Annotated in this window: 14 protein-coding genes; all 14 read left to right on the top strand. The window is 55.6% G+C overall.

Annotated features, from left to right (window positions below; genetic code table 11):
• The first annotated feature begins 6 nt into the window (after positions 1–6).
• Complete coding sequence (locus ACAW74_RS27585; protein WP_370701490.1) at positions 7–273, top strand: hypothetical protein; 267 nt, start codon at positions 7–9, stop codon at positions 271–273.
• Entirely contained in the window at positions 270–1,049 is a 780-nt protein-coding gene (locus tag ACAW74_RS27580) for a DUF6166 domain-containing protein (RefSeq protein ID WP_370701489.1), read from the top strand. The genes ACAW74_RS27585 and ACAW74_RS27580 overlap by 4 nt, the downstream gene beginning before the upstream one ends.
• Before the next feature lie 100 nt (positions 1,050–1,149).
• A complete protein-coding gene (locus ACAW74_RS27575; RefSeq protein WP_370701488.1) occupies positions 1,150–2,781 on the top strand; it encodes an SNIPE associated domain-containing protein in 1,632 nt (543 codons plus the stop codon).
• A gap of 42 nt (positions 2,782–2,823) precedes the next feature.
• Positions 2,824–3,834: a hypothetical protein gene (locus ACAW74_RS27570; RefSeq protein ID WP_165358972.1), complete on the top strand. Its 1,011-nt coding sequence runs from the start codon at positions 2,824–2,826 to the stop codon at positions 3,832–3,834.
• 149 nt (positions 3,835–3,983) lie between these two features.
• Positions 3,984–4,430: a hypothetical protein gene (locus ACAW74_RS27565; RefSeq protein ID WP_370701487.1), complete on the top strand. Its 447-nt coding sequence runs from the start codon at positions 3,984–3,986 to the stop codon at positions 4,428–4,430.
• Between the two features lie 178 nt (positions 4,431–4,608).
• Complete coding sequence (locus ACAW74_RS27560) at positions 4,609–5,688, top strand: YncE family protein (protein ID WP_129606251.1); 1,080 nt, start codon at positions 4,609–4,611, stop codon at positions 5,686–5,688.
• A gap of 12 nt (positions 5,689–5,700) precedes the next feature.
• The gene (locus ACAW74_RS27555) at positions 5,701–6,570 is read left to right on the top strand and encodes a DUF2911 domain-containing protein (protein ID WP_370701486.1); all 870 of its coding nucleotides are present in this window, start codon (positions 5,701–5,703) and stop codon (positions 6,568–6,570) included.
• 23 nt (positions 6,571–6,593) lie between these two features.
• Complete coding sequence (locus ACAW74_RS27550) at positions 6,594–7,079, top strand: DUF3347 domain-containing protein (RefSeq protein WP_129606249.1); 486 nt, start codon at positions 6,594–6,596, stop codon at positions 7,077–7,079.
• 63 nt (positions 7,080–7,142) lie between these two features.
• Complete coding sequence (locus ACAW74_RS27545; RefSeq protein ID WP_370701485.1) at positions 7,143–7,709, top strand: helix-turn-helix domain-containing protein; 567 nt, start codon at positions 7,143–7,145, stop codon at positions 7,707–7,709.
• A 2-nt stretch (positions 7,710–7,711) separates the two neighbouring features.
• The gene (locus ACAW74_RS27540) at positions 7,712–9,103 is read left to right on the top strand and encodes an efflux RND transporter permease subunit (RefSeq protein ID WP_240699486.1); all 1,392 of its coding nucleotides are present in this window, start codon (positions 7,712–7,714) and stop codon (positions 9,101–9,103) included.
• Positions 9,084–9,713, top strand: coding sequence for a class I SAM-dependent methyltransferase (locus ACAW74_RS27535; protein ID WP_129606245.1), 630 nt, complete (start codon positions 9,084–9,086; stop codon positions 9,711–9,713). The genes ACAW74_RS27540 and ACAW74_RS27535 overlap by 20 nt, the downstream gene beginning before the upstream one ends.
• A gap of 10 nt (positions 9,714–9,723) precedes the next feature.
• Positions 9,724–11,667: an efflux RND transporter permease subunit gene (locus tag ACAW74_RS27530; RefSeq protein ID WP_370701484.1), complete on the top strand. Its 1,944-nt coding sequence runs from the start codon at positions 9,724–9,726 to the stop codon at positions 11,665–11,667.
• The gene (locus ACAW74_RS27525) at positions 11,654–12,970 is read left to right on the top strand and encodes a TolC family protein (RefSeq protein ID WP_370701483.1); all 1,317 of its coding nucleotides are present in this window, start codon (positions 11,654–11,656) and stop codon (positions 12,968–12,970) included. The genes ACAW74_RS27530 and ACAW74_RS27525 overlap by 14 nt, the downstream gene beginning before the upstream one ends.
• On the top strand, positions 12,948–13,567 hold a 620-nt coding region (locus ACAW74_RS27520; protein ID WP_370701482.1), incomplete at its 3' end, for a heavy metal-binding domain-containing protein. The genes ACAW74_RS27525 and ACAW74_RS27520, both read left to right, overlap by 23 nt.

Below are 13,567 nucleotides of genomic sequence, written 5' to 3'. Positions count from 1 at the left end.
TCAGCTATGGAAGAGCACACTGATAACCCTCGCAACAAGCTTGTGGATGGGTGGGAGCACGACGACGTGCAGTTATTTTTTATAGATCAGGAGTCTGTGTCGGTTTATGAGATACGCGATAGTGTAGGCGACGTAGTGAACGTGGTGATTGCTGAAGGCATTAACGACCCGGAACGGTTTCGGGCGCGATCAGACGCGGAGCGAGACTCGATGAAAATGCTTGCTTTGGATGAATACTACAAAGGAACCGAGTGGGAGGGACCAGCCGTATGACAAAGCCGCTTTTTCAACTCACTAAAACAACCTTCCACATCCGGGGTACGTATCACGCCGGTGATACTGAACGAGGTGAGGATGAGCAGTGCCGCCTGTTCGTGGATGGGCAGGAGGTATCGCTGGCCGAAAGCCTGACGGTGCGTAACCATTCGCCATCGGGCCTTAATTGGGGATACGGTGGGTCGGGACCGGCGCAGGCGGCTCTGGCAATTTGCCTGCACATCTTCCAGAATCGCTACGTGGCTGAAATGTTGTATCAAGATTTCAAGTGGGCGTTTGTGGCCAAGTGGCAACCGCAGAAAGAGGGCTTCGAGCGAACGATTGACATTGCTGATTTCCTGATCGATCATCGGGCAGACCTAGCCCGTGCCGCCGATCACGAGGCCGAAGAGGACGAATTAATGGGCTGGAGTTTACTCGAAGAGGCTGAACGGTTGCTGAATCCCGTAGCTGCTGAAACCACGGTACGCACATGCGTACCTGTACAAACGCAACAGAGGAAGCCGCTGTTCATCGTGGGCGACGTAGTGCAAACCCAGGCCACTTTCTTAGACAGTCCAGCCGGAAGCCGTGCCGTGGTGTGTGAGTGCTACGAAGGCGGTGGTGTAAGCATCATCACCGAAGCGGGCGACGATCTGGGCGGTTTCAGCGTCGACGAACAGCAGCAATACCTGACGTTCCTTTACCACGCCGACTTTACCTATGAGTTTCGCTCCGTCAGCTACTTACATCGGGACTGGCGGGCGGGAGTATTTCTGGGCGTTTTCAGGTGAGCTGCGGGAAATTTTTACGACGATTTAGGCGATAACGTAACTTTTTAGTAGTCTTGCTCTACTGTATAAATAGATACGTCAAGACTTATAATTCTCTTTCATGTCCGTACTTCTATCCGCTCTACTGCTTGTTGCCTTGATCCTGCTGTTCACTCAACGAAAGAAGTTGAAGGCGAAAGAACAGGAAATCGATCAGGCGAAACAGGCCGCTGCAAGCCGTGAAACCCAATTTCAGCAGGAACTTGATTTACTGAGCCAGTACCGGCCTATCGTTGATGCGCAACGGTACGCCGATGAGATACGCCAGAATGCCGAGCGCGAAGCAAACCGCGTCTTGGCGGAAGCACAACAGGAAGCCGAACGGTTAAGGGTACTGGCAGATGAGGAGCTGCGGCAGGCCCGTTCGCAGGCAAAAGACGTCCGTGACCAGGCTGGTTTCAAAGCCAGTGCTCTCCAGACCCAGGCCGAAACCGTGCTGCTCAACGCCACTAAAGAAGCCAATCGGATTGTAAGCAATGCCAACGTGCGGGCGGAGGAGATTGCTGGTGAAGCCCTGGCTGCTACCCGTAACGCGGCTGATCTGGAACGTACCATTCAGGCCCTGAAGAATGTCATCAACGGCTATGGAGACCAGTACTTGGTGCCGTCGTTTACCCTGCTGGACGAGTTGGCCGATGCGTTTGGTTTTACGGAAGCTGGCGTGGAGTTGAAAAAAGCTCGCGAACGTACTCGTCTGCTGATGACAACGCGGGCTGCTGCCCGATGCGACTACGTAGAAGCGGTGCGGAAAACGAGTGCTGAAAATTTCGTTACCGATGCCTTCAACGGCAAAGTTGATTCGATCCTGGCAAACGTGAAACACGATAATTACGGTACGTTGGCGCAGCAGATCAACGATGCCTACGCGCTGGTCAATAACTTGGGCAAACCTTTCAAGGATGCCCGGATCACACCCGAATATTTGCAGGCTCGGCTGGAAGAACTGCGCTGGGCGGTTGTAGCCCACGAGTTGAAGCTGAAAGAGCGCGACGAACAACGACTTATTCGGGAGCAGATCCGGGAAGAAGAGAAGGCCCGTCGTGAGTACGAAAAAGCGCAGCGCGATGCCGCCAAACAGGAGGAGACCATTCAGAAAGCTATCGACAAAGTGCAGCAGCAGGCAGCGAAAGCCTCGGAGGAACAACGTACCGCTTTTAAAGTCCAACTACTGGAATTGACCGCTAAACTACAGGCGGCCCAGGAGAAAAATCAGCGGGCCTTGTCGATGGCTCAACAGACCAAATCGGGTCACGTCTATATCATCTCCAACATCGGCTCGTTCGGAGATCATGTCTATAAGATTGGCATGACTCGTCGGCTTGAACCACTTGACCGGGTGCGCGAACTGGGCGATGCGTCCGTGCCCTTCGAGTTCGACGTTCACGCGCTATTATTCAGCGACGATGCCCCCGCGCTGGAACGCAGTCTGCACCGGCATTTCCTGAATAATCAGGTGAACAAGGTCAACCCACGCAAGGAGTTTTTTCGGGTTGAGTTGGCCGACATCAAAACGGAGATCGAACGACTGGGTATTGATACTAAGTGGACTATTGCCGCCGAAGCGCGACAATACCGCGAGAGTCTGGCGGTCGAAAAAGCACTGGCCAATAACACCCTTGACCGGGCTGAGTGGGAGAAATTCCAATTGGAAAACGAAGCCGTTGAACTGGAAGTCGAGGAGCAGGAACTGTAACATACCACCCAGAGGCAGTCAACGAATCATACCTGAACCGAAATGAGTTTACGAGGAGCAGTCCGTGTTATCACCACAACGGCCCGGCGCGTAGAGCGTAGTCAACAGCGACGCGCCCGCTTGGCCGCCCGACAGTACAAAGAATTTCAGAAACACCAGGCTATCGTCGATGCCGCTCAGGCAGTTGCTGAATACAACGAATATGTCAGCGTGCTCAAAACCGTGCATTGCGATTGCAGCGACGTAGTAGATTGGGCCGCTATGCAACAGGAAGCTCCACCCGTTATGCCGGTACGTACCGACGAACAGGAACGTAGTGCGCAGGCGAAGTTTGATACATATCAGCCTTCTTTTCTGGATAAGTTGTTCAGGTCGGGACCTAAAAAGAGTCAGCGATTGCAAGAAGCCATTGGCCAGGCTAAACAGCAGGACGACCAATTGTTCAGGGATAAGCAGGCTGAGTACAACCGCCAGCACGAAGAGTGGCAGGATCGCCAGGAGTTGGCCCGTCAGGTACTGGCAAAGAACAGTGATGTGTATGGGCAGGTTATTGAGGCATTCGCACCATTTGAGGACATTGCCGAATTAGGGAGCCGACTGGAGTTTACGTTTACCAGCGACCACATTGAAGTAGATCTGCTTGTGAATGCTACCGATGTGGTCCCTGATTTTACCGTGTCCCAATTAGCCAGCGGAAAGCTTTCCCGTAAACCCTTATCGGCCAGTAAATTCAACGAATTGTATCAAGACTATGTCTGTAGCTGCCTGCTGCGGATAGGCCGTGAAGTCCAGGCTCACTTACCCGTTAGCCAGGTAGTTGTTCACGCCCTTGCCAGAAACTTAAACACGGCAACGGGTTTGGTTGAGAAGCAGGTTATTCTGTCGGTTGCCATGCCCCGTTTTACGCTCGACGGCATTAATATGATGGCAATAGACCCGTCCGACTCCATGCGGAACTTCAACCATACGATGAAGTTCACCAAAACAGGAGGGTTCAGTCCGGTTGAGCGCGTTGGTTTAGCCGCCCCAATCCCTTTTCCGAAACGGCGGTGAGCTACCGATGGGCATAACCAAACAAGCAGGTTAGATTTTCGACTTGAAGGTCAGAGTCAATTTCTAAAAATTTTATAACTGAGGGGCTGAATCCTGTAATTAATCAACACAAAAGGGCTTCTACCTTTGTTGGTGTAAAAAAGCCAATTGTGAAAACGCCACTGTATACCCGCATATTCTGCTGCCTGATGGCCCTTTGGGTCCTGATGGGTAGCGTTGGCGTAGGTATGGTGGAACATTGGTGTCAGATGCGGGGGCATTCCAAAACGCTCCTCATGGCCCAGGAAGGCTGCAAAAAGGCGTGTACGTTGGACGACGCGCCACGGCCTGTTTCAGAGGGGTCAGGGGTCAAGCGGATGCCCTGCTGCAAAACAACCCTTACCTACGAGCATTTAGACGTCAGCCGTTTCGTGGTTGATGGTCATGCCGTCTCAGCCCCACAACCGGCTGAATTTATTTCCAATCCCGAATTCCGGCTCTTGCTGGCAGCACTCCTGCCGACCGCTCCGACCGAGCCGATTCGTCCTGACAGCCAGTCCCCGCTTCCCCGAACCGGGCGTTTTCGGCTGGCTTCCAACTGTACCTGGCTAATATAGGCTAATGACCTGCTTTTTGACTCGCTAACTGGGGCTATTGCCCTCGTGTTAGCGGGCAATCGGCGTTTGTCCCCTTTTCGACATACTGTCTGTGCAACAGCCTTTGTGTGCTGTCATCCGCTGGCCTTTCGGGCCGTGTGTTCCCTGCTATTTTCTCGTTAACAAACCCCGTTCGACCATGAAAAACCGGTCCACCTGGGCGGCTACGCTGCCCCTTTTTGTCCTGTCTGGCTGCATGAACATGAACCACATGACCGACATGCAACCTGCCCTCAACATTACGTACCCAGCGGCTTATGTCGTCAATGCGGAAGGAAATAGTGTATCCGTCATCGACCTGGTCAGCCAGCAAGTGAAGGAGACCATTTCGTTCGGTGATGCCTCCATGCCGGGCATGAATATGAACGGCACGATGATCATGTGGCCGCACCATATCTACCTCTCCCCGGACGGTACCAAGCTCGGCGTGGGCGTACCGGGAATGGACCTGAGTGCCGGGCATACGGGCGGTACGACGGGCATGGCTGGCCGGGTCGTCGTACTGGATGCCAAGACAGGGGCCACGACTCAGAATCAGCAAACACCGGTGATGAACCACAACGCCGTGTTTTCGCCCGATGGCACGGAACTATGGACCTCGCAGATGGACGACGCTGGTAAAGTGTTGGTGTATGACGCGGGCACGACGGCCTTGAAAAAGACGATAGCCGTCGGTATGGAACCCGCCGAGGTCACCATGACTACCAACGGCCAGTACGCGTTTGTCGCCAACGGTATGAGCAACACCGTTACGGTGATCCGGGTCAGCGACAAGTCCGTCGTGAAGACAATCCCGGTAGGCGACGATCCGGTGGGCGCGTGGCCGGGCAGCGACGGGAAGATGTACGTCGATAACGAGAAGGGAAAAAGCATCAGTGTCATTGACGTGGCGACCCTGTCGGTCGTGGAAACGGTGCCGCTGGGATTCACCCCCGGCTACGCAGCCTACAATGGGGTGCGGAATGAACTGTGGGTTAGTCAGGCCGGCACGGGCAACAAAGTCGTCGTCTTCGAGCGCATGAACAATGCCTGGATGAAGATGGGCGAGATACAGACGGGCCTGGATGCCCACGCCATTGCGTTCGCCAAGGACGGCTTGACGGCCTACGTCACCAATCAGGGGGCGGCTACCGTATCGGTGGTTGATGTCAAAAATCGCACGAAGGTCAAAGACATCGCCGTGGGTAAGAAGCCCAATGGCATTGTCCTCAAACAATAATAGTATTCCATCATGAGCAATCAACGAAACACATTTTGTCGGCTTATGGTAGAGGTTGGTTTGTTGGCCCTTGCCGGGCCTGTTCAGGCGCAGTTGAGCCTGCCCGAACCCAGCCCACCGACGACCATTCAGCAGAAAATCGGTTTTACCGACCTGACGATCACCTATTCGCGACCGGCAGTAAAGGGCCGTATCGTCTTCGGCGGACTGGTCCCCTTCGGTCAACTCTGGCGGACGGGAGCCTCGGATGCAACCATCCTCACCACGAGTGACCCCGTGCGGCTGGGTGGCAAACCACTTCCCGCAGGCAGCTACTCGCTATTTACGATTCCTACCCAAAGCCAGTGGACCATCATTTTGAATAAGCATGTAGGTGGCCACGGATTGGATGGGTACGACGAAAAGAACGATGTTCTGCGCTTCACGGTCAAGCCCGACACCTCAACTCGCTTCTACGAATCCTTCACCATCGAGGTGCAGGATCTGGTCCGCAATCGGGGAATGATTTACCTAAACTGGGCCAACACGTCGGTGCATTTTCCCATCGTCAGCAATGCCGACGAGCGGATCACGGCGGAGATCCTGGAGCGGATCAACGGCAAAAAAGAAGACAAACCCGGTCTGTATTACCAGGCAGCCCTGTACTACTTCGACAACGAGAAGGATACGAAACAAGCGTTAGCCTGGGCGACAAAAGCCGTAGCCCTGAAACCAGCCTTCAACTACCTGCACCTGCAAGCGAAGTTGTTGGCCCGCTCCGGCGACTACAAAGGAGCCATTGCAGCCGCTCGTCAATCGGCTGCGGCTGCGCAACAGGAGAAGTTTACGGATTACGTAACCCTGAACAACCGACTCATTGCTGAGTGGGAAAAGAAGCTTTAGTCAACGAAAACGAATCACAATCGATGAAACCAATTCAGAAAACCATCGTGGCCCTGGGCCTGTCAATCAGCTCACTCGTCGTTTCGGCCCAAACCACAACCCCAGCTCTCACGGCCTATTATCAGGTAAAAGACGCACTGGTTGCCACAGACGCACCAAAGGCCAAGCAAAATGCAGTCAAGCTGGTTGCTGCGCTGGGTAAGGTAGAGGTCAATACCCTGTCTACGGCAGATAAGAAGGCTCTTTCTGATGCTAAACTAAGGGCAACGGCCATGACCAAGACCACCGACGTAGCCGTGCAACGCGAACAGTTTGAGGACTTATCGACAAGCATGATCGCTCTGGCCAAGGCAACCAAGCCGAAGACCGCTCCGACCTACGTGCAGTTCTGTCCGATGGCGGCTGAGGGAAAGGGAGCCTCGTGGCTCAGTGACAAAAAGGAAGTTCGCAATCCCTATTACGGCGACAAGATGCTCAAGTGCGGTTCGGTGAAGGAAGAAATCCGGTAGCTGAGGAGTACAGGTGGCTCCGCTGTTGGGGCCACCTGAGTGATGCACTTAACGCGGTACGTAATGGCAGTTCAGGAATTAGCAATCAAAAATATGGTGTGTAGCCGCTGCATCTGGGCCGTGCAGCAGGAGCTTGAGCGGCAGGGATACCAGGTACATCACATTGAGCTGGGCCGGGCGCGGGTCGAAGGGGCAGTTATCGACCTGACGGCCATCGCCGATGGGCTGACCACAAAGGGCTTCGAGCTGCTCTCCGAGCGAAATGCCCGCCTGGTCAATCAGGTTAAAACGTTGATTAGATCGCTCATTCAGAGTGGTGAGGCCGCCCAATTACGAACCACCCTGTCGGATTACCTGGCCGAGGAAATCGGGATGGATTATCCGCACCTGAGCCATTTGTTTTCGACAACGGAGCACCTGACGATTGAAAAATTCTGGATTCTTCAGCGCGTCGAGCGGGCCAAGGAGCTACTCAGCTACAACGAACTGTCGATCAGCGACATCGCGCAAACGCTGGGTTACAGCAGCACCGCTTACCTGACCAACCAGTTCAAACAGATCACGGGTTTGACACCAGCCGCTTACCGCAGCCAGACGACCTCAGACCGGAACCCTTTAGACTGGATCTAATCATGATTGAGAGGCTCATTAAATTCTCGCTCCAGAACCGATTTCTGGTGTTGCTGGTGGCGGGGGGGCTGTTCGCCTGGGGCATCTATTCGGTGCGGACCAGTAAGATCGATGCCATCCCCGACCTGTCGGAAAATCAGGTCATCGTCTTTACCGAATGGATGGGGCGATCTCCTCAGATCATCGAGGACCAGATCACGTATCCACTCGTGACGAATCTTCAGGGCCTGCCGCAGGTGAAGTACGTCCGGGGTACGTCGATGTTCGGCATGAGCTTCGTCTACGTCATCTTCAACGACGATACGGACGTGTACTGGGCCAGAGAACGGGTGCTCGAACGATTGAACTACGCGGCCCGGCTGCTGCCCGGTGGCGTATCGCCCACGCTCGGCCCCGATGGTACGGGGGTAGGCCACATTCTCTGGTACACGCTCGATGCGCCGGGCATGGATTTGGGTGAGCAGCGGGCGGTGCAGGACTGGTACGTCAAATTCGGCCTTCAGAACGTACCCGGCGTGGCGGAGATAGCCTCATTCGGCGGTTTCCAGAAGCAATACCAGGTCACGCTCGACCCCAACAAGCTGACGTACTACGGGCTATCGGTACCCCAGGTCATCGGCGCGATTCGGGCCAACAACAACGAAGCCGGGGGCCGCAAGTTCGAGTTGAGCGGTATCGGCTACATCATCAAGACGACAGGCTATCTGCAATCCGTCGAGCAGATTCAAAGCATTCCGCTTAAAACCCTAAGCAGCGTTCCCGTGCGGGTAGCCGACGTAGCGACGGTACAAATGACAGGGGAAACGCGGTTGGGTATTTTCGATCTGAACGGGGCGGGGGAAGCCGTCGGGGGCATCGTCGTGATGCGCTACGGCGAAAACGCCGACGAGGTTATTACCAACGTCAAGAAAAAGATGGAAGAGGTAGCTCGTGGGTTACCCGAAGGGGTCAAGTTCAACATCGTCTATGATCGGAGCGGCCTGATTCAGGAATCGGTGGCTTCCATCAGCCACACCCTGGTCGAAGAAATGATCGTCGTCTCGCTGGTTGTCATCCTGTTTCTGCTACACTGGCGGTCGGCCATCAGCATCATCATTCAGATACCGATCACCATCGCCACCAGCTTTATCCTGCTCAACGCCTTCGACATTTCCTCCAACATCATGTCGCTTACCGGTATTGCCTTGGCCATCGGGGTCATTGTCGATAACGGCATCATCATGGCCGAAAACGCCTATAAAAATCTGGCGATCCGGCAGGCTGAACTGACCGCCCAGCGGGATAGCCAACCATTGACAGGTCAGGCAACGCACGCAAGTCAACCCAAACTAAATGGGCAAGCCCGCCAACCTGCCCCCCAATCTACCAGATCGAATGGAAACGAACGTACCTAAAAAGCACTGGGAGGCTATCTACCAAACCAAGCAAGCCGATCAAGTTAGCTGGACGCAGATTATTCCGGCTACCTCGCTGGCATTTATCCAGCAGGCTCAACTACCCAAGTCAGCTCGCATCATCGACATTGGCGGGGGTGACAGCCATCTGGTGGACTTCCTGTTAGACGAAGGCTACGAGCACATTAGTGTGCTGGATATCAGTGAAGCGGCCCTGAGCCGGGCTAAAAAGCGATTGGGCAACCGGGCAGATCGGGTTGAGTGGATTGTCAGCGACATCACGGAGTACAGGCCGAAAAGCCTTTTCGACTTTTGGCATGACCGGGCGGCTTTCCACTTCATGAACACCGCCGACCAAATCAGTCGGTATCTGGCAACGGCCCGCCTGGGCGTAGTCCCGAACGGATACGTAACCATCGGCACCTTCTCCGAATCCGGTCCAGAAAAATGTAGCGGTTTACCAGTGCGACGTTACAGCGAACAAACCCTGACTAACGAGCTGCTCAGGGGGTTTCGGAAGATCCGATGCATCACCGAAGATCATATCACGCCTTTCCAGACTAGCCAGAACTTTTTGTTCTGCTCGTTTCAGCGATCAGGGCTTAACTGATAAGGAAACCATGTGGAAAACGATAAAACGAGCGTTGGGCTTCGGCCCTAAGAACTACATCGAGATACCGGAGGAAGAGCGACTGGCGATCATCGAAAAATCCAGCGTACAGGTATCGCGGGGTGTGTTCTATTCGACCGTCATCATCATTACCTCGTTTTTGCCCGTGTTTCTGCTAACGGGGCAGGAAGGCAAGCTGTTTCACCCGCTGGCCTGGACCAAGACGTTTATTCTGCTGGTCGATGCCGTGCTGGTCATTACGCTGGCTCCGGTGATGCTCTCGCTGTTCATGAAAGGCCGCTTCAAGGACGACCACGCTAATCCCATCAACCGGTTTCTCGAACGGATCTACGAACCTCTGATCCGCTGGGTGATGCGTTGGCCGAAAACCACCCTCGGCATCAACCTGCTGGCCTTAGCCATCAGCGTACCCATGCTGCTGAGTCTGGGGTCGGAATTTATGCCCCCCCTCGATGAGCAAAGCATCTTGTTTATGCCCGTCACCCTGCCCGACGTGTCGAACGCTGAAGCCAAGCGGATTTTGCAGGTGCAGGACAAGCTCATCAAGTCCGTGCCGGAAGTAGACAAGGTGCTGGGAAAGGCAGGCCGGGCCTCGACAGCCACCGACAATTCGCCCATCAGTATGATCGAGACCATCATTATGCTCAAGCCCAAGGCGCAATGGCGGGCGGGCCTCACCAAAAAAGACCTCATCAACGAACTGGATGCCAAGCTTCAGATTCCGGGGGTCGTCAATGGGTGGACGCAGCCGATCATCAACCGCATCAACATGCTCTCCACCGGCATCCGTACCGACGTGGGCATCAAGGTACACGGGCAATCGCTCGACAGCATCTATACGGTTTCCGAACAGGTGAAGGCCGCGCTCGAAGGGATACCGGGCGTAAAAGACCTCTACGTCGAACCCGTTACCGGGGGCAAATACCTGACCGTCGACGTAAACCGCGAGGCCCTGGGCCGTTACGGGTTAAGCGTCGATGCTGTCAACGAGGTCGTCGAATCGGCCATCGGGGGTGCCCCCATCGGGCAGACCATCGAAGGGCGCAGGCGGTTTTCGATCAACGTGCGGCTGGCGCAGGATTACCGCAACAGCGTGGAGCGTATCCGGCGCATTCCCATTGCTACGCCCGCCTTCGGCACCATCCCCCTCTCGACGGTGGCCACCATTAAATTCGAGGATGGACCACCCATGATTACCTCCGACAATGCGCTGCTGCGGGGGGCGGTCATGTTCAACGTGCGTGACCGGGATTTGGGCAGCACCGTCGAAGCCGCCATTGCCAAGGTGAACCGGGAGCTGCGGTTACCCAACGGTTATTTTCTGGAATGGAGCGGGCAGTACGAAAACCTGATCCGGGGCAAGCAAACGTTGCTCCTCATCGCGCCGGTCGTATTGATCGTTATTTTCCTCTCACTCTACCTGGCCTTCGGTTCAGCGCGGGAAGCCTTTCTAAGCCTGATCACCATTCCGTTCGCGCTCATCGGTGGGGCGTACATGGTGTATTTCTACGGGGTGAACCTGTCGGTGGCGGTGGCGGTAGGCTTCATTGCCCTCTTCGGCATTGCCGTCGAAACGGGCGTGGTGATGGTCATTTACCTCAACGATGCGATGCGGCAGTTGGTCGCCAAACGGGGCAACTCCCGCGAAACCATCAGCCGGGAAGAACTGCGCGAATACGTCATCAACGGGGCCGCCAAGCGGCTTCGGCCCAAGATCATGACCGTATCGGTGGCCTTGTTCGGGCTGGTTCCCGTACTCTGGGCCAACGGCGTGGGGAGCGATGTCATGCTGCCCATCGTGTTGCCCATGATAGGGGGCGTGCTGACCTCCTCGACGCACATTCTGCTGGTCACGCCCCTGATTTTCTTCTTGACGAAAGAATACGAACTCCGCAAGTTCGGCAAACTCGACGTACTCAATGCTTCGCATTAATCAAGGTCTGTATACCGGTTTCCTGACAAGCACCCTGCTGGTCGGCCTGTTGCTGGGTGGGCCGGTATTGGCTCAACAGGCACCCCGGCCCGATACGCTGCGCACGGTACTATCGGTGCTGTCGTTGGATACCATCTTGCTGCGCATCGACGAGCGGAACCCCCTGCTGCGCCCCTTCGGTAGCCGGGCCGCAGCCGCTCGCGCCTACGCCGAGGGTGCCCGAAGCTGGATGGCCCCGATGGTGGGTGTGGGTACGTTCATGGCTCCGTATCCGGGTCAGATGATTATGGAAGACCGGGATAAAGGCTATGGCATGGTGTCGGTCGAGCAGGACATTCCCAACCCGGTCAAACAACGGGCTAATCAGGTCTATCAACAGTCGAAAGCCGCCGTAGAAGAAGCCGGGCGGGGTATTACCCTCAACCAGTTGCGGGCCGATGCCAAAGGGTTATTCTTCGACTGGCTGGTGCTGACCAAACGGCGGAGCGTGGTGCTGGAAAACCGGCGCATTCTGCAAACCATGAAAAAGCTGGCCGACATCCGCTACCCCTACAATCAAGGCAGCTTGGGTAACATCTACAAGGCCGACGGACGATTGGCCGAACTGGAAAACATGCTGACCATGACCGATGCCGAGATCGCTCGTCGGCGGATCGGCCTCAACACCCTGATGAACCGGCCCAAGACCGATGTCTTCGGCATCGACACGACGTACCGACCCGTCGAACCCGTACCGACGATCCCTTCAACGGATGAGCTGGCTACCCGTCGCTCCGACGTGCTCCAAATGGACCGACAGATTCTGAGTATGCAGGCGGGTATCGAAGCGCAACGGACCCAACGGCGACCCGATTTCCGGGTACGGTTCGACCACATGCAGCCCTTTTCGGGGCCGAGCGGCATGATGCCGACTCAGTTTACCCTGATGGGCATGGTATCGATCCCGATTGTGCCGTGGGCCTCGCGGATGTACAAAGCCGAGATCAAGGGCATGGAAGCCGACATCCAGGCGATGCGCTACCAACGGGAAGGGATGCTCAACGAAGCGCAGGGCATGGTGGCTCAGATGCTCACCGACCTACGTAGCCTCCGGCAACAACTCGCCAACTACGAAACACGGGTGCTGCCCACGTTGCGCCGGAATTACGACGCGCAGCTTATCGCCTACGAACAGAACAAAGGCGAATTGCCCGTCGTGATCGATGCCTGGGAGACGCTGAACATGACCCAGATGGACTACCTGACCCGGCTGGGTGACTATTACCGAATGCTGGTAAGCTATGAGAAAGAACTGGAAAAATAAGGGGATTTGGGCCGGGCTGCTAATGCTCGCTTGGCTGGTCGGTTGCTCATCCGACGGCAAACAACAAAAGCAAGGCCCGGCCAATCCCAACAACCACGCGGGTCACGACCACGCCCCTACGGGCAAGGGCGGTCAAGCCACCGAATACACCTGCCCGATGCACCCGCAGATTGTGCAGAGCGAGCCGGGCAGTTGCCCCATTTGCGGCATGGACTTGGTCAAAAAAGCACAGCCGGGTGCGGGTGACAGTGTTGCGGTAGATGCCGACCTGAACGCCTTGCTGAAACCGACGAATGCCCTCGTGGTCGCCAACGTGGCGACCGTCCAACCCGAACGACGTACCGAGTGGGTAACGCTGACAGCCAACGGCATTGTCACCTACGATACCCGGCGACTCTACACCATTCCTGCCCGTTACGGCGGGCGGATCGAGAAGTTGTACGTTCGGTACGCCTACCAGCCGATTCGTAAAGGACAGAAACTGCTCGAACTCTATAGTCCCGACCTCGTTACGGCGCAACGCGAACTACTCTACCTGCTGGAAGCCGATAGGACAAACACCCCATTGATTGCCTCAGCCAGGCAGAAACTTCGGCT

Origin of the sequence: Fibrella musci (genome assembly GCF_041321105.1) — a bacterium.
In the GTDB taxonomy this organism is placed as follows: Bacteria; Bacteroidota; Bacteroidia; order Cytophagales; family Spirosomataceae; genus Fibrella; species Fibrella musci.
The sequence above is the reverse complement of the archived record's forward strand: the minus strand, read 5'-3'. Positions and strand labels throughout refer to the sequence as shown.

What these genes read in the sequence shown, in the direction of transcription:
- ACAW74_RS27585 (WP_370701490.1), top strand. Translation starts at nt 7, where the DNA reads ATGGAAGAGCACACTGATAACCCTCGCAACAAGCTTGTGGATGGGTGG.
- ACAW74_RS27580 (WP_370701489.1), top strand. Translation starts at nt 270, where the DNA reads ATGACAAAGCCGCTTTTTCAACTCACTAAAACAACCTTCCACATCCGG.
- ACAW74_RS27575 (WP_370701488.1), top strand. Translation starts at nt 1,150, where the DNA reads ATGTCCGTACTTCTATCCGCTCTACTGCTTGTTGCCTTGATCCTGCTG.
- ACAW74_RS27570 (WP_165358972.1), top strand. Translation starts at nt 2,824, where the DNA reads ATGAGTTTACGAGGAGCAGTCCGTGTTATCACCACAACGGCCCGGCGC.
- ACAW74_RS27560 (WP_129606251.1), top strand. Translation starts at nt 4,609, where the DNA reads ATGAAAAACCGGTCCACCTGGGCGGCTACGCTGCCCCTTTTTGTCCTG.
- ACAW74_RS27555 (WP_370701486.1), top strand. Translation starts at nt 5,701, where the DNA reads ATGAGCAATCAACGAAACACATTTTGTCGGCTTATGGTAGAGGTTGGT.
- ACAW74_RS27550 (WP_129606249.1), top strand. Translation starts at nt 6,594, where the DNA reads ATGAAACCAATTCAGAAAACCATCGTGGCCCTGGGCCTGTCAATCAGC.
- ACAW74_RS27545 (WP_370701485.1), top strand. Translation starts at nt 7,143, where the DNA reads ATGGCAGTTCAGGAATTAGCAATCAAAAATATGGTGTGTAGCCGCTGC.
- ACAW74_RS27540 (WP_240699486.1), top strand. Translation starts at nt 7,712, where the DNA reads ATGATTGAGAGGCTCATTAAATTCTCGCTCCAGAACCGATTTCTGGTG.
- ACAW74_RS27535 (WP_129606245.1), top strand. Translation starts at nt 9,084, where the DNA reads ATGGAAACGAACGTACCTAAAAAGCACTGGGAGGCTATCTACCAAACC.
- ACAW74_RS27530 (WP_370701484.1), top strand. Translation starts at nt 9,724, where the DNA reads ATGTGGAAAACGATAAAACGAGCGTTGGGCTTCGGCCCTAAGAACTAC.
- ACAW74_RS27525 (WP_370701483.1), top strand. Translation starts at nt 11,654, where the DNA reads ATGCTTCGCATTAATCAAGGTCTGTATACCGGTTTCCTGACAAGCACC.